We start from the raw sequence: 18,580 nt of genomic DNA on the forward strand, positions 1-18,580 counted from the left end.
TGGTTAGTTCAGACAAGTCAGGCCATAAATCAGCCACCACGAGCCCCCTAGATACTGCGAAAGAGCCCAATGCGTTTCATGCCCCTGTTAACTGCGATTGTTGTATCAGTCGCGCTCTATGCCCTCGTGTTTGAGAGAGAGGCATTGATGGTCTTTGCGCAAGTTGACCCAAGCGCGTCTGACGCTGGAGTCGAAGAAGATGTCATAAATCCGATCAGTGTGGTCGCCATGAAGTCTGTTGCCGAAACAGCGGATAGCGCCGTTATTCTGCGCGGTCGCACCGAAGCGGCGCGTCAGGTGACCGTTGCGTCTGAAACGTCAGGGCTTGTGGTGTCAGAACCCATCCGTAAAGGCGCATTTGTTGAAGAAGGTGCGCTTCTTTGCCAGCTCGACCCTGGAACACGGGCAGCAACCCTCGCCGAAGCACGCGCACGACTGGCCGAAGCGCAGGGTCGCGTCCCTGAGGCACAAGCGACAGTCATCGAAGCAAGTGCCCGCGTTCGCGAGGCTGAAATCAACGTGAACGTCGCCCGCGAACTCAGCGAAGATGGATTCGCATCCGAAACGCGCCTTGTGTCAGCAGAAGCCGCGCTAGAGGCCGCGAATGCAGGCGTGCAACGCGCTTCAACACAAGTTGCATCTGCACAGGCTGGGATTGAGGCCGCACAAGCAGGTGTTGCCGCGGCTGAACGTGAAATTGAACGGCTGAACATTTCCGCCCCCTTCGCGGGCCTGCTGGAAAGCGACACAGCAGAAATTGGTTCATTGATGCAGCCGGGTGCGCCCTGCGCCACAATTATCCAACTCGACCCGATCAAACTGGTCGGCTTTGTTCCAGAAACAGACGTCAGCAAGATCACAGTTGGCGCAATGGCGGGTGCCCGCCTTGCATCGGGTGAAGAAGTCGTTGGTGAAGTGACGTTCCTGTCGCGATCTGCGGATGAGCTAACCCGCACATTCCGCGTTGAAGTACGCGTTCCGAATGCGGACCTTCATATCAGTGACGGACAAACGGCAGAAATTCTTGTCGCGTCTGATGGACGCACAGCACACCTGCTGCCCGCGTCCTCATTGACGCTGGATGACGAAGGAAACATCGGCATTCGTGCTGTCGGTGACGGCAACGTTGCACGCTTCCTGCCGGTCAGCGTCATGCGAGATACTGTCGACGGCATCTGGGTAACCGGCCTGCCTGAAACGGTCGATGTCATCGTTGTGGGCCAAGAATATGTAACAGACGGCGTTCCCGTCGTGCCGACGATGCAGGAGGCTGACGGATGATACAAATCATCGACGTCGCCGCCGCGCGTGCGCGGATGGTCATTGCCTTTATTATCCTGTCGCTTCTGGCAGGCAGCATGGCTTATTTTGGCCTGCCCAAAGAGGGCGAGCCGGATATCGAAATTCCGATTGTCTTCGTCTCGGTGCCCTTCCCAGGCATTTCTGCTGAGGATTCCGAGACGCTTCTTGTTAAACCGATGGAAGCCGAGTTGCAGGACCTAGATGGTCTTGAAAACATGACCGCCACGGCCTCCGAAGGCTACGCGGGCGTTGCGCTTGAATTTGATTTCGGTTGGAACAAAACCGACACAATGGCCGACATCCGTGATGCGATGAACGCTGCCGAAGGGCAGTTCCCCGCCGGCGCGGACAACTATTCTGTCAATGAAATCAACTTTTCCGAGTTCCCGATCGTTATCGTCAACCTGACGGGCAACGTTCCAGAACGCACGCTTATTCGTGTAGCTGAAGACTTGCAGGAAGTGGTTGAAGGTATTGACGGCGTCCTAGAGGCATCCCTGACGGGCCAGCGCGATGAGATGATCGAAGTGATCATCGATCCGCTCAAGCTGGAGGCCTACAATGTCACCGCCGGCGAGTTGATCGATGTCGTGACGCAAAACAACCTTCTGATTGCAGCCGGTGAAGTCGAAACCGAGCAAGGCTCCTTCGCTGTCAAAATCCCGTCCAGCTTTGATGAGCCGCGCGACATCTACACCCTGCCCGTCAAAACCAACGGCGACAGCGTGATCACCCTTGGCGACCTTGCCGAAATTCGCCTGACATTCGAAGACCGCCGCAGCACCGCACGTTTTAATGGGACCACCACGGTTGCCCTACAAGTGGTCAAACGCCGTGGCTTTAACCTGATCGATACGGCGCAAGAAGTCCGTGAAGTGATTGACGCAGAACTTGCCGCATGGCCGCAAGATCTGCGCGATTCCGTGCAAGTTGGCGTGTCTAACGACCAATCCCGCAACGTGGATTCCATGGTGCGCCAGCTGGAAGGGTCCGTTCTGACCGCGATTGCGCTGGTGATGATCGTGGTTCTTGCGGCCCTTGGCACGCGCCCAGCGCTGCTGGTTGGTTTTGCGATCCCGACATCGTTCCTGCTGTGTTTCGCCTTCCTTGCCGTCATGGAAATCACCATTTCCAACATCGTGATGTTTGGCCTGATCCTTGCTGTGGGCATGTTGGTGGATGGCGCGATTGTTGTGGTCGAATTTGCCGACAAACGTATGAAAGAGGGCGCAGGCCCGATGGAAGCCTACACGGATGCCGCCAAGCGCATGTTCTGGCCCATCGTATCGTCCACCGCGACAACACTATGCGCCTTCCTGCCGATGCTGTTCTGGCCCGGCATTCCAGGGCAATTCATGGGCATGTTGCCGGTTACAATTATCTTCGTTCTCTCTGCATCCCTTGTTGTGGCGTTGATCTACTTGCCCGTCTTAGGCGGCGTCACAGGCCGGATGAGCCGCGCATTCGGCAACACATCAGACTTCCTCAAGGCCCGCTTGCCTTGGGTGGTAAATGTTGCCCTCATCTTCCCCGCGATCATGACGGTGTTTATCGGCGCGATGCTGACATTGAACCCCGGTTACCTGTCCGGCGCGCAGGTCAATGATGGTGGCTTCTTTGCATCCCTCCCCGGGATGATCCTATTCCTGCTTGGCGCTATTGCAGTGTCCATTACCGTAGGTGCCGCCAAGATCGAACGCCCTGCCAAAAACATCAAAGCGGGCTATCGTCGCTCCATCTTTGGCCACGTGATCCATTTCATTGCGGGTAATCCGATCATGCCGATCGTGTCGATTGCTGGGATCATTTTTATCGTCATGACGGTATTTGGCATCTTTGGGGCTAACAACAATGGCGTTGAGTTCTTTGTTGAATCCGAACCGGAACAGGCCATTGTTTACGTCCAAGCGCGCGGCAACCTGAGCATTTCTGAAAAGGACGCGCTCGTTGCACAAGCCGAGGCAATGGCCCTTGCCGAGCCGGGCATCCAGTCCGTCTTTGCCTTCGCAGGCGCCGGTGGGCTGAACCAGAACACAGGCGGCGGCGAAAGCCCGAAGGACACCATCGGCCAGCTGCAACTTGAGCTTGTTCCGTGGGAAGACCGCCCAGCATTCGCACGTGCCAACGACATCGATTTGGCGACTTTGGACGGTGATTTGGTAATGGAACGCCTTCAAAGCGAGCTTAACACAATCCCCGGCATTCGTACTGAGATCCTGAACCTGTCACGTGGTCCGGGTGCCGCAAAGCCCGTTCATTTGCGGTTAACGAGCGGCAATTGGGACGACCTACAGGCGGCGGCCGCAACCGTGCGGGCGCAGTTTGAAAGCACAACAGGTCTGACACTAATCGAAGACAGCCGCCCCCTGCCCGGCATTGATTGGGAAATCACCGTCGATGTTGAAAAAGCGGGGCGCTACGGCGCCAATGTCGCCACGGTTGGCGGCATGGTTCAGCTTGTAACGCGCGGTATTTTACTGGACACGATGCGGGTTGATACCTCGGACGAGGAAATCGAAATCCGCGTGCGATTGCCTGAATCGGACCGCGTGCTGTCGACGCTCGACTCTCTGCGTGTTCGTACCACCTCTGGCCTTGTGCCCCTGTCCAACTTCATCACCCGCACGCCTGTGCCCGAACTGGCGCAGATCGACCGGATCGACCAGAACCGTTACTTTGATGTGAAGGCGGATGTTGAGGCAGACTTGACGAAGTTCACAATCGGAGAAGGCGACGATCTTTCTGTGCTTGGCCTTTTCCGTGAAGTGCAAGACGGTGAAGCGACAGTTGATGCGGCCCGCACTGTTGAAGCATCAGACGGTTCCATTTTCGAACTGATTGAACTTCATGATGCGGCCACAATCGTCGACGTTCAAAACGCGATCATTGATGGCGATACGACGCCAGTTGCGGTGAACGGGAATGAACGCATTGAGCGTCTCACAGAATGGCTCGACACCAATCCGCTTCCGGCGTCTGTAAACTTTGAATGGACGGGTGACCAAGAAGACCAAGCTGAATCCGGTGCGTTCCTCATGCAAGCCTTTGCGGGCGCGTTGGGGCTGATGTTCATCATCCTGCTGGCGCAGTTCAACTCGGTCTATAACTCTGTCCTCGTGCTGCTGGCGGTTATCCTGTCCACCACAGGCGTGCTGATCGGAATGTTAGTTATGGATCAGGCGTTCTCGATCATCATGACGGGGACAGGCATCGTCGCCTTGGCGGGGATCGTTGTGAACAACAACATCGTGCTGATCGACACCTACCAAGAATATGAGCGCTACATGCCCCGCACCGAGGCCATTACCCGCACCGCCGAAGATCGCATTCGCCCCGTGTTGCTGACGACGATCACCACAATGGCCGGCCTTGCCCCCATGATGTTCGGCCTCAGCCTCGACTTCATTGGCGGTGGCTTTTCCATCGACAGCCCGACGTCGCTTTGGTGGAAACAACTGGCGACGGCTGTTGTGTTCGGTCTTGGTATCGCAACTGTTCTGACATTGGTATTCACGCCTTCCATGCTGGCGCTGCGGGTCTGGGTCACAACCTATGCCCGCTGGGGCGCGCAACTATTGTCAAAGCTTTCGATGGGTAATTCCAGCCGCGCTGCACAAGACTGGGCGCTGTCACGCGAGGCCAAGCGGGTTAAAGCGCCTGAGATTATCTGGGGTGACGAACCCTACACCGTTCTAAGTTCCCCAGTCGAAGTGCCGATGAAAGCAGCCGAATAAATGCAGTTTAAAAATGGTGGATTTGGGAACGTTAATGAAACGCTGGAAAAGATGGGCGCTAAGCGATGAGTGAACAGATTTGGGCGACGAATGTGAGTGATGTTCGGACAAATCAGTCGTTTCTACCTAAGCATTTTCGCCTGCAAGAGTATCGCGATGCCATCGTCGAGTGTTCCTTGGGCAGGAAGGTCAACCCAGAACTGATAGCGGACCAGTACAATTTTACCGGCGCCACAAAACTGAGTGATAGCTTGCCGCTGCCCCCAGTCATTTCTCTTGCACATCGCTGTGTCACCGAGCCATTTAAGGCGGTCATCGAGCAGTTTGATATCGGTCAATCGTTTTCCACAAAACCATTCTTTGTGATTTCGAAGGACAGCCAATTCCGGTGGAACCGTACTGGGCCATCGTTATTCAGGAACCTCGCGAAACGGCTGATCGCAGTAAGGGTATCGAAGAAGGCTGGATGAAGCCGCATCCTCGGTTTCCTGCAAGGCAGGCACGTCTGCGATCGAAAAGCTATAAAGAAATGCCGATCAAGGTGCTGCCCAAAATAAGGCAAGATGTCGATCTTTGGTGTGACCCCTATTTGACTCAAGTATTATTTTTTTCGGACAGGCTAAAGCGCGCATTGGATGAAGTCCCTGGTGTGGAACACTTTCATTTGATGCCTGTCGTCGGCAATCAGTAGTTAAGTTCCGTGGCAATGGCTGTGCCACAAACCCTAGGCTATGAAACTCTCTCGAAGGCTTTGGGTATTAGACGCCAACAGAAACAGCTAACAAACAGCAGTCTGGACCGCTTTCTTGCCTAACGGCGTCTGTCCCAACTAAGCCGCGTCTTCATCTTGTTGCTGGCGGTTCCACAAATGAGCATATCGCCCATCACTGCTCAGCAGCGCGTCATGCGTTCCCTGTTCCACAACCACGCCGTTCTCAAGCACCACAATGCGGTCAGCATCCGCGATAGTGGACAGACGGTGCGCGATTGTTAGAACCGTGCGCCCCTGCCCCATCGCCTTGAGCTCGTTCTGAATTTCCATTTCGGTTTCAGTATCAAGTGCGCTGGTCGCTTCATCCAAAATCAGGATTGGCGGGTCCTTTAGCAGCGTACGCGCGATGCCGACCCGCTGCTTTTCGCCGCCAGACAGCTTTAGCCCGCGCTCGCCCACGGTGGTTTCATATCCATCGGGAAGGCTTTCGATGAAGTCGTGGATTTTGGCGGCTTTTGCTGCGGCGACGATGTCTTCAAAGCTCGCACCTTCGCGCCCGTAGGCGATGTTGTAGCGGATCGTGTCGTTAAACAGCACCGTGTCTTGCGGCACCACGCCGATCTGTTCGTGCAGGCTGACTTGGGTCACATCGCGGATGTCTTGCCCGTCAATGCGGATCGCGCCGTCGCCCACGTCATAAAAGCGGAACAACAACCGCCCGATGGTGGATTTCCCCGAACCCGATGATCCAACAATCGCAACCGTCTGCCCCGCTGGGATCGGCAAATCCACACCGCGCAGGATCGGGCGTTCGGCGTCATAGCCAAAGAAAACACCGTCAAAAACCACCTCGCCGCCTTGCACATTTAGAACATTTGCGTCCGGTTTGTCGGTAACTTCGCTTGGTTGCTCTAACAAATCGAACATTGCCCCCATATCTACCAAGGCCTGACGAATTTCACGGTAAACCGTGCCCAAAAAGTTAAGCGGCATGGTGATCTGTATCATATAGGCGTTGACCATAACGAAGTCGCCAACCGTCAATGCCCCACTTTCAACCCCCATCGCGGCCATTACCATCACGGCAACCAAACCACCCGTGATCAATACAGATTGACCAAAGTTCAGGAATGCCAACGAGTAAGACGTTTTAAGCGCCGCAGCCACATACTGCTCCATCGCGCCATCATACCGATCAGCCTCGCGCTTTTCTGCGCCAAAGTATTTTACCGTCTCAAAATTCAGCAGGCTATCAATGGCCTTTTGGTTCGCATCCGTGTCCTGGTCGTTCATTACTTTGCGGATTTTGACGCGCCATTCAGTGACAGTGAACGTGAACCAAATGTAGAGTGCGATGGTGCCGACTACGACAGCCAAGTACCAGACATCAAACAGGAAAAACAAAACCACAGCGATCATCACGAGCTCAATCAGCAAGGGTCCGATAGAGAACAGCAAGAAGCGGAGCAAGAATTCCACGCCCTTAACACCACGTTCAATAATCCGGCTCAGCCCGCCGGTTTTGCGCGTGATATGATAGCGCATGGACAGGCGGTGAATATGGGTGAAAGTCTCAAGCGCCAGCGCCCGTAGCGCCCTCTGCCCCACCTTGGCAAAGATCACATCACGCAACTGTTGAAAGCCGACATTCATCAAACGGGCGAAGCCATAGGCCAACGTCAGGCCCACCGCTCCGATCGCCAGCATCGAAGCAGACCCTTCACCAGCCAGCGCATCAACCGCGCCTTTGTATATTAGTGGCGTGCCGACCGCGATTAGCTTTGCCAAGAACAGCACCGACAGCGCCGCAACAACCCGTTGCTTCACCCAAAGCTGATCATCTGGCCAAAGGTATGGAACGACACGCTTAATGACCTTCCAACCTTGGATTTTCGTACCATCGAGGTTTTCGGAAGTCTTGGTCAGGCCGCGCATAAGGTGCTTTCTTTCGAACAGGATTGTTTACTTAGTGGTTGAACGTGGGCATTGCCAGCCTCTGCAGGCCACAGAGTTGCGCCTTTCACAGAACCGATTGTTTGCACAAAGGAAATGACCCCCAACTGAGCCAAGGATTGTTTCAATATTCCGCTCGAATGGTAGTCCGATCATGGCACGCATTGTTCGCCGCCAATCGGCACGCTAAGCTGACTGAGAAATTATGTGGGGTCTAAAATGAACGAGTCGTCAGCGATACGAACGGGGCACGGCCCTGAGTTATCAGAGTTTGATTGGACGGATGCCTTGCGTCTTGAAGATCAGCTAACCGAGGACGAGCGCATGCTGCGCGACGCGGCTTCTACGTTTGCTCAGAGCACGCTTCAACCTAAGGTCCGCGATGCGTATCGCGACGAAACTGCTGACGCCGGAATCTTTCGTGAGATGGGTGATGCTGGATTGCTCGGCCTTACGATCCCAGAAGAATACGGCGGATTGGGTGCTGGATACGTAACATACGGCCTGGTCGCGCGTGAAATTGAGCGTGTCGACAGCGGATATCGTTCCATGATGTCAGTTCAATCCTCACTGGTGATGTACCCGATCCACGCCTATGGCTCTGAAGAGCAACGTAAAAAATACCTTCCCGGCTTGGCATCCGGTGAATTGATTGGCTGTTTCGGATTGACCGAGCCTGATGCTGGGTCCGACCCCGCAGGCATGAAAACCCGAGCGGTTAAGACGGCGAATGGATATAAAATCAGCGGTTCAAAGATGTGGATCTCGAACGCACCCATCGCGGATGTGTTCGTGGTTTGGGCCAAGTCCGAAGAACACGATGGAAAAATTCGCGGCTTTATCCTTGAAAAAGGAATGAAAGGCCTGACCGCGCCAAAGATTGCTGGCAAACTTTCGCTGCGTGCGTCTGTCACAGGCGAGATCGTGATGGATGGCGTTGAGGTCGGAGAAGACGCGCTACTGCCAAACGTCCAAGGTCTAAAAGGGCCGTTCGGTTGCTTGAACCGCGCGCGGTACGGCATCGCTTGGGGTGTCATGGGCGCGGCCGAATTCTGTTGGCATGCCGCCCGCACCTACGGGCTGGATCGCAAGCAATTCAACAAGCCATTGGCGCAAACCCAGCTGTTCCAGAAAAAACTGGCCGATATGCAGACCGAGATCACGCTCGGACTTCAGTCGGCCTTGCAGCTTGGCCGTTTAATGGATGCGGGCAAAGCCGCACCTGAGATGATCAGCCTGATGAAACGCAACAACTGCGGCAAAGCCCTCGATATCGCGCGCGCGTCCCGTGATATGCACGGCGGCAACGGCATTTCGGATGAATTCCAGATTATGCGCCACATGGTGAACCTGGAGACTGTGAACACCTATGAGGGCACGCATGATGTCCACGCGCTGATCCTTGGGCGTGCGCAGACTGGATTGCAGGCATTCTTTTAATGGTTTCCTACATTCGCCTCATCCCTTGCCAAATTGTGCCTCATTGCGTCCTTAGCGCTGAACGCGGTGAGTGGGATTACCTTTTGAACGAGACGAGTGAATGAAAGATACTGCCACCACGTTTGACTATGACCTTAACGAGCTGGACCGCTCTGCTTGGCTAGATCAGGTCGATACAATCGCCGAAGATTTCGGATACTTTGAACCTGTAGGGCCAAACCATTCTGCTGTGTTGATAGACGCAGGCCACACACTTCTTGTGACCTTCGAAACGGCCCCGAATGTGCGTAAACACAATGACGGTCACGCGCCATTGGGCTGGGGATTCGTGCAAAGCCACGGATGGTCTAGCCTGACGTTATTGGCTGATGCTCGAACAGACTGGTTTCGTCACCCGGCGGTGTTTGGCTACTTTGACCGTCTGATCGATGATGGGTTCTTCGATGATTTCGATCAGATCCTGTTTTATGGTTCAGGCGCAGCGGGATACGCCGCGGCGGCCTATTCGGTTGCAGCACCTGATGCACAGGTTTTGGCAATCCAGCCGCAGGCCACGCTTGATCCGGCGCTTGCCCGTTGGGATCAGCGTCATCCGGAAACCCGCCGTTTAGATTTTAAAACCCGCTTTGGCTATGCACCGATGATGGTGGAAACTGCGGAAACCGTTTCTATTGTGCATGATCCGTCCGTCATTGAAGACGCAATGCATGCTTCACTCTTTCGGGGTGAAAACACGACGCATTTTGCCTGCCCCTATCTTGGTCCAAATGCTGATCGCGCGTTAAACGCAATGGACGTATTGCCCGAGATAATCGAGCTCGCGATGGACAGTGAGTTGGATCAGGGCAGCTTTGCCACGCTCTGGCGGGCGCGTCAAAGCTACGGTCCATACCTGCGCACCCTAATGCATAGGTTGGATGCAGATGATCGGCACGAACGATTGCTCATGCGCTTATGCCGCAATGTGGATGCAATCAACAAACGCCCCGCGTTCAAAAAGAAACTTGCTGAACTCGAGGCGCGTGGCGTGAGCGATTAACTGCGTTTGTCTTCGATCATACGTTGAGCTGTGCGCAGAAGACGCATTGCGAAATATCCAACGGAGCCACCCACCGCGAGGCCGAGTGCCGAACCAGAGCTGAAAACTGCGCACAAAATACCAGCAATGATCATTGCGATCATAAATGCCAGTGCTCGCATTTCCGTATCCTTTACATCAAACCCCTCACCCATCATGCGTGCCACTGGGCGCGCCAATGGTGCTTCGATCATTGGCGTCGCGGCGCCCGCAAGAACTGCAATCAAAAAACCGAACATGTAAAACTCCCTTATGTGGCGGTATTGGCACCGCTGTTTCAAACCCTTGGAAGTTTGGCAAGGGGAACCCTCTGGTCAGTTCCCCCTTCGCGGTGTAATGGGCAGTATGCCCAAGCAAAGCCCAGACCGCCTCACAATCGTTCGACCAGATGACTGGCACCTTCATCTTCGTGATGGTGCGATGATGCAGGCCGTAGCGCCCCACACCGCCGCCCATTTTGGCCGTGCGATTATTATGCCAAACCTTGTGCCCCCTGTTGTAACAGGTGCGCAGGCCGCAGCCTACCGCGAACGGATCATGTCCGCCCTGCCCGAAGGCACCCCTTTCCGCCCGTTGATGACATGTTATCTAACGGAAGACACCGACGCCAACGATCTGGAAATCGCGCACCGTGATGGTATCATCACAGCAGTTAAGCTTTACCCAGCTGGCGCCACGACCAACTCTGCCTCCGGTGTGTCCGACTTTGATAAAGTCCGCCCTGTGTTGGAACGCATGGCCGACATGGGTCTGCCCCTATGCGTTCATGGCGAAGTCACGGATCCGAACGTTGATATCTTTGACCGCGAGGCCGTGTTTATCGACAGGGTCCTGAAACCGATCCGCAAGAAAGTTCCCGATCTGAAGGTCATCATGGAACATGTGACGACCGAGAACGCGGTGGATTATGTGCGCGACAGCCGCTCAAACCTCGCGGCAACGATCACGACGCACCATCTGATTATCAACCGCAACCACATCCTCGCGGGCGGCATAAAACCGCACTATTACTGCCTGCCCGTTGCTAAACGCGAAAAGCACCGCATCGCGCTGGTTCAGGCTGCGATTTCTGGCGACAAGCGGTTTTTCCTTGGCACGGATTCAGCCCCGCACACGGACGCAAATAAGCTTTTGCCATGCGGATGCGCTGGGTGCTTCACAGCAATAAACACCCTATCTTGCCTCGCAGAAGTCTTTGATGCGGCTGGAAAAATAGACAAATTGGAAAACTTCACGTCCCTCGCAGGGCCGCGCTATTACGGGCTAGAACCGAATGAGGACACGGTCACGTTGATCAAAGGTGATCCAGTTGAATATCCGGCCTGCGTTGAAACGGCAGATGGCCCCGTAACAGTGTTTGATCCGGGTTTCCCACTACATTGGCGCGTCGAATAACCAATTCAATGCCCCTTAGACGGGCTTTCGCAACAAAAAAGAGACAAGACAGATGATCCCCACCTCGTTTCCTGACAAAGCGGAAATCGCCCGCCTAACAGCACGCATGTTGATTGAGATCGGCGCGATTGATTTCAATTCCGCTGACCCGTTCACCCATTCGAACGGCAAAAAGGCCCCGACCTATGTGGATTGCCGCAAGCTGATTTCGTTTCCACGCATCCGCAGCACGTTGATGGACTTTCTAGCCGTCACAACCATGCGCGAATGTGGTTTTGAGGCGTTTGATAATGTCGCCGGTGGCGAAACCGCTGGCATCCCGTTCGGCGCACTGATGGCCGAACGTCTCGCCTTGCCGATGACATATGTTCGCAAGAAACCGAAGGGTTATGGCCGCAATGCACGCATCGAAGGTGTGATGTCGGAGGGCCAACGCGTGCTTTTGGTCGAAGACCTCACCACCGACGGCGGCTCAAAGCTGTCCTTCGTAGATGCGATCCGTGAAACTGGTGCCACGTGCAACGCAACGGCCGTGATTTTCTTCTACGGCATCTTTGAGGGCGTGGAACAAAATCTCGCCGATCATGGTGTGCAATTGCTGCACCTGTGCACGTGGTGGGACGTTCTAGCAGAAGCCAAAGCATCCGAATCTTTTGATGCAGCAACTTTAACCGAAGTCGAAGCCTACCTGCGCGATCCGGCAGCATGGTCGGCCGCGCACGCTTAATTCTTGCAAAAGAGTTAACAGAAATTCGAGACATCTAAGCACAATATCTTGCGGTCTGCGCTTTGCGCGGGCTGCATTTTGTGCCATTATCCCCTCACACAGCCTATCCACAGCTTTATACAATTTGCGCAAGCTCTGCGTGTTTTGTATGACAGCCGAGCGGTGGTTCGCGGGTTGAGGGGACAGGTATATGAACGAGATTACGACATTTAACGCGACAGGCACACTCGAAGCCAATGTCGATTCCGCCCCCCACTCTATCGAGGCTGAACAGCAGCTTCTGGGTGCGATCCTAACCAACAACGACATTTTTGACCGTGTGTCCGCGATCGTCGGGCCAGACCATTTCTACGATCCCGTCCATGCACGGATTTTTGAAACGGCTGCTGCGCGTATCGCCAAAAATAACCTCGCCTCCCCTGTGACGCTGAAGGCGTTTCTTGAGGATGACGAAGGGCTGAAAGAACTCGGTGGACCAGCCTACCTTGCGCGTCTTGCTGGTGCTGCGATTTCCGCCTTTGCCGCACGCGACTACGCCCAGATGATCTATGACCTCGCGGTGCGCCGCCAGTTGATTACAGTCGGACAGGACATCGCAGCCAAAGCTGGCAAGGTTGATGTCGAAAGCGAGCCCAAAGAACAGATCGTTGAGGCAGAACAGGCGCTTTATAAACTGGCCGAACAGGGTTCCACTGAGGGCGGATTTCAGTCCTTCCTGAAGGCCGTCACAGATGCGGTAAATGTCGCGAACTCCGCCTATCAGCGTGATGGTGGTTTGGCGGGTGTCGCGACTGACCTGATCGATTTGGACAATAAACTCGGTGGGTTACACAAGTCTGACCTTCTGATCCTCGCAGGTCGCCCGTCAATGGGGAAGACATCACTTGCGACCAACATCGCCTACAATGTCGCCAAGGCCTACAAGAAGGGCAAGCTGGCGGATGGCACCGAAGGTTCTGTTGACGGTGGCGTTGTCGGGTTCTTTTCACTAGAGATGTCGGCGGAACAATTGGCGGGCCGTATCCTTGCCGAAGCGTCCGAAATTTCCAGCCACAAAATCCGCCAAGGTGACATGACCGAGGGCGAATTCCGCCGTTTCGTGGATGCCGCCAAGCAGCTTGAAGCCTGCCCGCTTTATATCGACGACACTGCCGCCATTCCAATTAGCCAGTTGTCTGCGCGTGCGCGTCGTTTGAAACGGACCCATGGTTTGGACCTGCTGATCGTGGACTATTTGCAGCTGGTGCGCGGTACGTCTGAAAACCGTGTGCAGGAAATCGGCGAGATTTCGATGGGCCTAAAAGCCATCGCGAAAGAACTGCAAATCCCCGTTATCGCCCTGTCCCAGCTGTCGCGTCAGGTGGAAAACCGAGAAGATAAACGCCCACAACTCAGTGACTTGCGCGAATCTGGATCGATTGAGCAAGACGCCGACGTCGTGATGTTCGTATATCGCGGCGAATACTATACCGAGCGTGAAAAGCCCGATGACAGCAACATGGAAGCGATGGCCGGTTGGGTCGCAAAGATGGAAGAACTGCACGGCAAGGCCGAAGTCATTATTGGCAAGCAACGTCACGGTCCGATTGGCACGGTCGAGCTATCGTTCACGCCGGAATTCACCCGCTTTGGCAATCTTGTGAAACCGTGGCAGCAGAACGGCGATCAGGAATTCTAAACCCCACTTGCCCCCCCTCGCGCGGGCTGGCATGAACGGGCCATGAGTACAGGTTTTTTAACAGTTGATTTAGATGCGCTGACCAGCAACTGGCGGGCGCTTGATGGTATGACAGGCGTGGAAACCGCTGCCGTGGTTAAGGCAGATGGTTACGGTCTAGGCCTCGCAAAAGTGGGCCGCGCGTTGATGAAGGCGGGTGTAAAACGCTTTTTCGTCGCAGTGGCGCAAGAAGGCGCTGAATTGCGCCAAGCCGTTGGTCCCAATGTGGAAATTTTCGTCTTCGCCGGCCATATGCGCGGCGATACCGACATGATTGGCGACATGATGTTGACCCCACTGGTCAACACCGTCGGCCAACTTACCCGCCACCTTGAGGCCCTGCCCGACCACCCGTTTGGAGTGCAACTTGATACGGGCATGAACCGCCTCGGGCTTGAGATGGGTGAATGGGCCTCGGTTGCTGAAATTGCCTTGTCGCAGAATTGCCGTCTCGTGATGTCCCACCTCGCCTGCGCGGATGAGCCTGAGCATGCGATGAACCGCCAACAGCTTGAGCAGTTCCACCTGATGACCGATGGCATCGAAGTTCCGCGATCTTTGGCGGCGACTGGTGGTATCTTGCTTGGGCCAGAATACCATTTCGACATGACGCGGCCGGGTGTTGGCCTGTATGGTGGTGCGCCGTTTTTGGATGCGCGTCCAGTGGCCTATCTGGACTTGCCTGTTATCCAAGTCCGCGACGTAGGAATCGATGAAACCGTTGGCTACGCCAACGCATGGACAGCAAAACGCCCATCAAAAATCGCAACTGTTTCAGGCGGTTATGCAGACGGATTGATCCGCGCTTTGTCTGGTGGCGCAAGCCTTTGGCACGGCGATCAGTCAGTGCCGCTGGTGGGCCGTGTCTCAATGGACCTGATCACTGCTGACGTAACCGATTTGCCAGAACTTCCCGGCGTCTTGTCCGTACTGAACCAGGATCAATCCGTAGACGCCTTGGCGGAACGTGCGGGCACTATTGGCTATGAAATCCTCACCTCGCTTGGCCCGCGCTACCAACGCCGGTACGCCGGCGGATGAGCACGCTACTGGCCTCAATTGGCGCGGCGGTCTTGGGGTTTCTGGCCGCGATCGGGCGTTTGGCCTTGTTCACGGGGCAAACAATCAGCCATTTGGTGCGCCCGCCATTTTATGGCCGTGAATTTGGTAACGCGCTTTTGCAAATCGGGTATTTCTCGCTTCCTGTTGTTGGCCTAACAGCCTTCTTCACGGGCGGCGCATTGGCGTTGCAAATCTATTCCGGCGGCGCGCGTTTTTCGGCAGAGGCCGTTGTGCCGCAAATTGTCGCCATCGGCATGGTGCGCGAACTTGGGCCCGTTTTGGTTGGCTTGATGATCGCGGCGCGTGTGACCTCCTCAATCGCGGCGGAAATCGCGACGATGAAAGTCACAGAACAGATCGACGCGCTTGTCACGCTGTCGACCCACCCGATGAAATACCTCACCCTGCCGCGCGTTTTGGCGGCAACTTTGGTGATGCCGCTTCTTGTGGGTGTTGGCGACATTATCGGCATTTATGGCGGCTACATCGTTGGCACCGAACGCTTGGGTTTCAATGCGTCCGCTTACTTGCAAAACACCGCCGATTTCCTTGAACCGCTCGACATCATTTCATCCCTCGTCAAAGGCGCGGTCTTTGGCTTCATCGCAGCCCTCATGGGGTGCTACTACGGCATGAATTCCGACCGCGGCGCGATGGGCGTTGGACGCGCAACCAAGTCTAGCGTGGTCGCCGCCGCGATCCTGATATTGGCGGCAAACTTCCTACTGACGGAGGCATTTTTCTCCGCATGATTGAGCTTACAGACGTACATAAATCATTTGGATCCAACCACGTCTTGCGCGGTGTGAACCTGTCGGTGCCTCAGGGCGAAAGCATGGTTGTGATCGGCGGCTCCGGCACCGGAAAATCCATTCTGATCAAATCGATACTGGGCCTTGTTACACCAGAAACCGGCACGATTACCGTCGATGGCAAGGACGTGAACAAAGGCGACCGCGACGCGTTCCTCGCCCGTTTTGGCATGTTGTTTCAGGGGGCTGCACTGTTTGACAGCTTGCCCGTTTGGCAGAACGTCGCGTTCCGTTTGCTGCGCGGATCATTGAAGAAGCCCAAGGACGAGGCCCGCGACATCGCAATTGAAAAACTGCGCCGTGTCGGGCTGTCCGCTGATGTTGCAGACCGCCTTCCGGCTGAACTGTCCGGTGGCATGCAAAAACGCGTCGGCCTTGCCCGTGCCATCGCCGCTGAACCTGAGATCATCTTCTTTGACGAACCGACAACGGGCCTTGATCCGATCATGTCCGGCGTCATCAACGACCTCATCCGTGAGATCGTGACCGAGATGGGCGCAACCGCCATAACAATCACCCATGACATGACATCCGTGCGCGCCATCGCCGACAAAATCGCGATGCTGCATGCGGGTAAAATCCGCTGGACTGGACCAGTTGCAGACATGGATGCGTCAACCGACCCTTATGTTGACCAATTTATCCATGGCCGCGCTGAAGGCCCGATTGAAGCCGTGCGCTAAGGAAAACGGAGGCCGATAATGGAGCTTATTCTTGCACTCGCTGCGGTCTACATTGGTGGTCCCTTAGGTCTTCTGCTGGTTCTGATCGGCGCGATCGGAGTTTGGCGAAGAAAGACCCCTGGGGAATACGGCTGGATGGGTTTTGTACTGATTGTGGGGATCATTTTGATCGTTATTGCTGGCATCTTGGGGCTTGAGCTTTCAAGAACGAATTTCGGCCTTTGATCGACCACACCATGCCAACCAAAGCGAACCCTGAAAGCTCAATTCATCCGACGCGCGAATCGGGAACTGGCCATTTCAGACCGTGTTTTAGCTAGGTCCTGTGCCCGACACAGAATATATGGCCATTTCATAAGCCTCCTACATCATCATGATCTTCTATCGTTGTGGGGATCACCGGAATATCCAGAACGCTTCGAACACAATGCCCGCAATATCCTGTTATTGTTCCGGTTTTCCTGACCTTGCAGTAAATTTTCGGTTTTTCCCCTTGGGTCGTAGGCAGCTTTCCGCCTAAGATATGGTTAACATTTTAGTAAAGACATCACAGCCTGGGGGTGAACGTGTCGAATTCGTCTTTGGTGGCAAGTGGCCACCGTGTACTGCATTCTATCTCAATGGTTCTGATACTTGTGATCGGGCTATCTGCCCTCGTTTATACGCTTGCCTGCGCACTTGGGTTTGCACCGTGGCTCACGTTCACCGCAACCTTCGGCGATTTCTTCGTGCCGCTTGCTGGAATGTACACACAGATCGTTGTGACCATTATCCTTGCATCCCTGTTCTTCTTTATGCCCAGCGCAGGCCGCATCATGTCGCTTGAACGGTCGCACCGGAACTTCAAACTGAGCATGGAAGACGTCGCCCGCGCATACCACCTGTGTCATACCGCTGACCGCGCCGGTGTTTTCACGATGTCATCCGAATTTGACGCAGTACGCGAACGCCTCGCCTATCTTCGCGATCACCCTGATCTGGACAGCCTTGAACCATCCGTTTTGGAAGTTGCCGCGCAAATGTCCCATCAGTCCCGCGAGCTGTCCGATATCTACAATGATGAAAAGGTCCGCCGCGCCAAAACCTTCCTACGCCAGCGTCAGGAAGAAGCGGAACGCCAGCAACAGCTGATCGTTGAAGCCCACCACAACCTGCGCGACATCCGCAAATGGTCCCAGCAGGTTGAGCTTGAAGAAAGCGTTGTGGCGTCCCAATTGTCCCAACTTGAAGAACAGCTTGAGGCAACCTTGCCGTCTCTGGGCTACACCCTCGGCAAAGAAAGCGCCGAGATTGTTCCGCTGCCACAAAAACCTGCCGCTGAATAAAGCGTGGACGTTTTAGCGGACCTCGCGGCACTTTTCATCCGCTTCGTCATCGGCGTGATGCGCGTAGTTATGCGCCTGATCGGGTTCGGGTTTTCCAAAACATGGATCGCCAACCACGCGGAAACCGTGCGCAACTGGGGTGTTGCCCTAACGGTAGTGATGGTCGTCTATCTGACACTTGGGGTTGTACGCGCAGCCGTGCCTGCCCTTGCAACACCGTGGCTGACGCTGCTTTACGAGTGGCCCGTTATCATATTTGCACTGATTGCCTGCCTCGTCGGTTTCACGATGAGCGAATGGGACGTCAACTATTACGACCCCGACCCGACCATGCATGCCTTCAAACCAGACGAGCTCGCCCCGGCACATACGACTGGCCCCGTCACGTCCCCGCCGACCCGTCACGGTGCGGGCATCGTCGCGCTTATCTTCTTGGCCTTGGTGATTGGCGCGATCTTCAGCGGGGTAACGTCCCAACGCCACGAAGCATCGCTCGCTGAAAAGCTTTGCGCGCAGGCTGATGAGCGTATTTCTGATGGCGCAGAACAAGCTGTGCGCGATGGCGCGGGGCTGCTTGACCGTGTGCTTGGGACACAAACAGCGGACCGGATTCCCTGCGCGGACGACTAAGCCTTGCGAG

The 18,580-nt window shown here is 55.2% G+C and carries 16 protein-coding genes; 14 read left to right on the forward strand and 2 right to left on the reverse strand.

Translation table 11 applies throughout. The features are described 5' to 3' along the window. Nucleotides 1-69: 69 nt before the first annotated feature. The 3 genes from OCA8868_RS03510 (at nucleotide 70) to OCA8868_RS16465 (ending at nucleotide 5,506) form a co-directional block, all read left to right on the forward strand. Nucleotides 70-1,281 carry an efflux RND transporter periplasmic adaptor subunit gene (locus tag OCA8868_RS03510; protein WP_093995128.1) on the forward strand — a complete coding sequence of 404 codons (1,212 nt, stop codon included), beginning with the start codon at nucleotides 70-72 and terminating at the stop codon, nucleotides 1,279-1,281. Next, on the forward strand, nucleotides 1,278-5,036 hold the full coding sequence (locus tag OCA8868_RS03515) for an efflux RND transporter permease subunit (protein ID WP_093995129.1): 3,759 nt from the start codon (nucleotides 1,278-1,280) through the stop codon (nucleotides 5,034-5,036). Before OCA8868_RS03510 ends, OCA8868_RS03515 begins: the two co-directional genes overlap by 4 nt. A 65-nt stretch (nucleotides 5,037-5,101) precedes the next feature. After that, nucleotides 5,102-5,506 carry a hypothetical protein gene (locus tag OCA8868_RS16465; protein WP_143849484.1) on the forward strand — a complete coding sequence of 135 codons (405 nt, stop codon included), beginning with the start codon at nucleotides 5,102-5,104 and terminating at the stop codon, nucleotides 5,504-5,506. 359 nt (nucleotides 5,507-5,865) lie between these two features. On the opposite strand, the gene OCA8868_RS03530 is transcribed toward OCA8868_RS16465, so the two are convergent. After that, a complete protein-coding gene (locus OCA8868_RS03530) occupies nucleotides 5,866-7,683 on the reverse strand; it encodes an ABCB family ABC transporter ATP-binding protein/permease (protein WP_093995132.1) in 1,818 nt (605 codons plus the stop codon). Between the two features lie 237 nt (nucleotides 7,684-7,920). Here OCA8868_RS03530 and OCA8868_RS03535 point away from each other — a divergent pair, with 237 nt between their 5' ends. Both OCA8868_RS03535 and OCA8868_RS03540 read left to right on the forward strand, forming a co-directional pair. Continuing rightward, a complete protein-coding gene (locus tag OCA8868_RS03535) occupies nucleotides 7,921-9,141 on the forward strand; it encodes an acyl-CoA dehydrogenase (protein WP_093995133.1) in 1,221 nt (406 codons plus the stop codon). A 100-nt stretch (nucleotides 9,142-9,241) separates the two neighbouring features. Further along, a complete protein-coding gene (locus OCA8868_RS03540; protein WP_093995134.1) occupies nucleotides 9,242-10,180 on the forward strand; it encodes a hypothetical protein in 939 nt (312 codons plus the stop codon). On the opposite strand, the gene OCA8868_RS03545 is transcribed toward OCA8868_RS03540, so the two are convergent. After that, nucleotides 10,177-10,458: a hypothetical protein gene (locus OCA8868_RS03545; RefSeq protein ID WP_093995135.1), complete on the reverse strand. Its 282-nt coding sequence runs from the start codon at nucleotides 10,456-10,458 to the stop codon at nucleotides 10,177-10,179. The two genes, OCA8868_RS03540 and OCA8868_RS03545, sit on opposite strands and share 4 nt — an antisense overlap. A 106-nt stretch (nucleotides 10,459-10,564) precedes the next feature. Here OCA8868_RS03545 and pyrC point away from each other — a divergent pair, with 106 nt between their 5' ends. The 9 genes from pyrC to OCA8868_RS03590 all read left to right on the forward strand — a co-directional run bounded on the left by pyrC (nucleotide 10,565) and on the right by OCA8868_RS03590 (nucleotide 18,570). After that, nucleotides 10,565-11,614, forward strand: a complete 1,050-nt coding sequence (pyrC, locus tag OCA8868_RS03550) for a dihydroorotase (protein ID WP_093995516.1) — start codon at nucleotides 10,565-10,567, stop codon at nucleotides 11,612-11,614. Between the two features lie 52 nt (nucleotides 11,615-11,666). Beyond that, a complete protein-coding gene (locus OCA8868_RS03555) occupies nucleotides 11,667-12,341 on the forward strand; it encodes an orotate phosphoribosyltransferase (protein WP_093995136.1) in 675 nt (224 codons plus the stop codon). Between the two features lie 190 nt (nucleotides 12,342-12,531). Beyond that, nucleotides 12,532-14,019 (forward strand): replicative DNA helicase, encoded by a 1,488-nt coding sequence (locus OCA8868_RS03560; protein ID WP_093995137.1) that lies wholly within the window; start codon nucleotides 12,532-12,534, stop codon nucleotides 14,017-14,019. 42 nt (nucleotides 14,020-14,061) lie between these two features. After that, on the forward strand, nucleotides 14,062-15,099 hold the full coding sequence (alr, locus tag OCA8868_RS03565) for an alanine racemase (RefSeq protein ID WP_093995138.1): 1,038 nt from the start codon (nucleotides 14,062-14,064) through the stop codon (nucleotides 15,097-15,099). Then, a complete protein-coding gene (locus tag OCA8868_RS03570; protein ID WP_093995139.1) occupies nucleotides 15,096-15,872 on the forward strand; it encodes an MlaE family ABC transporter permease in 777 nt (258 codons plus the stop codon). Before alr ends, OCA8868_RS03570 begins: the two co-directional genes overlap by 4 nt. Beyond that, nucleotides 15,869-16,615, forward strand: a complete 747-nt coding sequence (locus OCA8868_RS03575; RefSeq protein WP_093995140.1) for an ABC transporter ATP-binding protein — start codon at nucleotides 15,869-15,871, stop codon at nucleotides 16,613-16,615. The genes OCA8868_RS03570 and OCA8868_RS03575 overlap by 4 nt, the downstream gene beginning before the upstream one ends. An 18-nt stretch (nucleotides 16,616-16,633) precedes the next feature. Next, nucleotides 16,634-16,840 carry a hypothetical protein gene (locus tag OCA8868_RS03580; protein ID WP_093995141.1) on the forward strand — a complete coding sequence of 69 codons (207 nt, stop codon included), beginning with the start codon at nucleotides 16,634-16,636 and terminating at the stop codon, nucleotides 16,838-16,840. A 341-nt stretch (nucleotides 16,841-17,181) separates the two neighbouring features. Further along, nucleotides 17,182-17,940, forward strand: coding sequence for a DNA repair protein (locus OCA8868_RS03585; RefSeq protein ID WP_093995517.1), 759 nt, complete (start codon nucleotides 17,182-17,184; stop codon nucleotides 17,938-17,940). Between the two features lie 3 nt (nucleotides 17,941-17,943). Further along, entirely contained in the window at nucleotides 17,944-18,570 is a 627-nt protein-coding gene (locus OCA8868_RS03590) for a hypothetical protein (RefSeq protein ID WP_093995142.1), read from the forward strand. Nucleotides 18,571-18,580: the final 10 nt, after the last annotated feature.

Source organism: Octadecabacter ascidiaceicola (assembly GCF_900185015.1).
GTDB classification, from domain to species: Bacteria; Pseudomonadota; Alphaproteobacteria; order Rhodobacterales; family Rhodobacteraceae; genus Octadecabacter; species Octadecabacter ascidiaceicola.

Excerpts from the sequence above, each read along its gene's own strand:
- OCA8868_RS16465 (WP_143849484.1), top strand. The coding sequence starts at position 5,102 with ATGAGTGAACAGATTTGGGCGACGAATGTGAGTGATGTTCGGACAAAT.
- OCA8868_RS03535 (WP_093995133.1), top strand. The coding sequence starts at position 7,921 with ATGAACGAGTCGTCAGCGATACGAACGGGGCACGGCCCTGAGTTATCA.
- OCA8868_RS03545 (WP_093995135.1), bottom strand. The coding sequence starts at position 10,458 with ATGTTCGGTTTTTTGATTGCAGTTCTTGCGGGCGCCGCGACGCCAATG.
- OCA8868_RS03510 (WP_093995128.1), top strand. The coding sequence starts at position 70 with ATGCGTTTCATGCCCCTGTTAACTGCGATTGTTGTATCAGTCGCGCTC.
- OCA8868_RS03575 (WP_093995140.1), top strand. The coding sequence starts at position 15,869 with ATGATTGAGCTTACAGACGTACATAAATCATTTGGATCCAACCACGTC.
- OCA8868_RS03515 (WP_093995129.1), top strand. The coding sequence starts at position 1,278 with ATGATACAAATCATCGACGTCGCCGCCGCGCGTGCGCGGATGGTCATT.
- OCA8868_RS03540 (WP_093995134.1), top strand. The coding sequence starts at position 9,242 with ATGAAAGATACTGCCACCACGTTTGACTATGACCTTAACGAGCTGGAC.
- pyrC (WP_093995516.1), top strand. The coding sequence starts at position 10,565 with ATGCCCAAGCAAAGCCCAGACCGCCTCACAATCGTTCGACCAGATGAC.
- alr (WP_093995138.1), top strand. The coding sequence starts at position 14,062 with ATGAGTACAGGTTTTTTAACAGTTGATTTAGATGCGCTGACCAGCAAC.
- OCA8868_RS03555 (WP_093995136.1), top strand. The coding sequence starts at position 11,667 with ATGATCCCCACCTCGTTTCCTGACAAAGCGGAAATCGCCCGCCTAACA.
- OCA8868_RS03580 (WP_093995141.1), top strand. The coding sequence starts at position 16,634 with ATGGAGCTTATTCTTGCACTCGCTGCGGTCTACATTGGTGGTCCCTTA.
- OCA8868_RS03530 (WP_093995132.1), bottom strand. The coding sequence starts at position 7,683 with ATGCGCGGCCTGACCAAGACTTCCGAAAACCTCGATGGTACGAAAATC.
- OCA8868_RS03560 (WP_093995137.1), top strand. The coding sequence starts at position 12,532 with ATGAACGAGATTACGACATTTAACGCGACAGGCACACTCGAAGCCAAT.
- OCA8868_RS03570 (WP_093995139.1), top strand. The coding sequence starts at position 15,096 with ATGAGCACGCTACTGGCCTCAATTGGCGCGGCGGTCTTGGGGTTTCTG.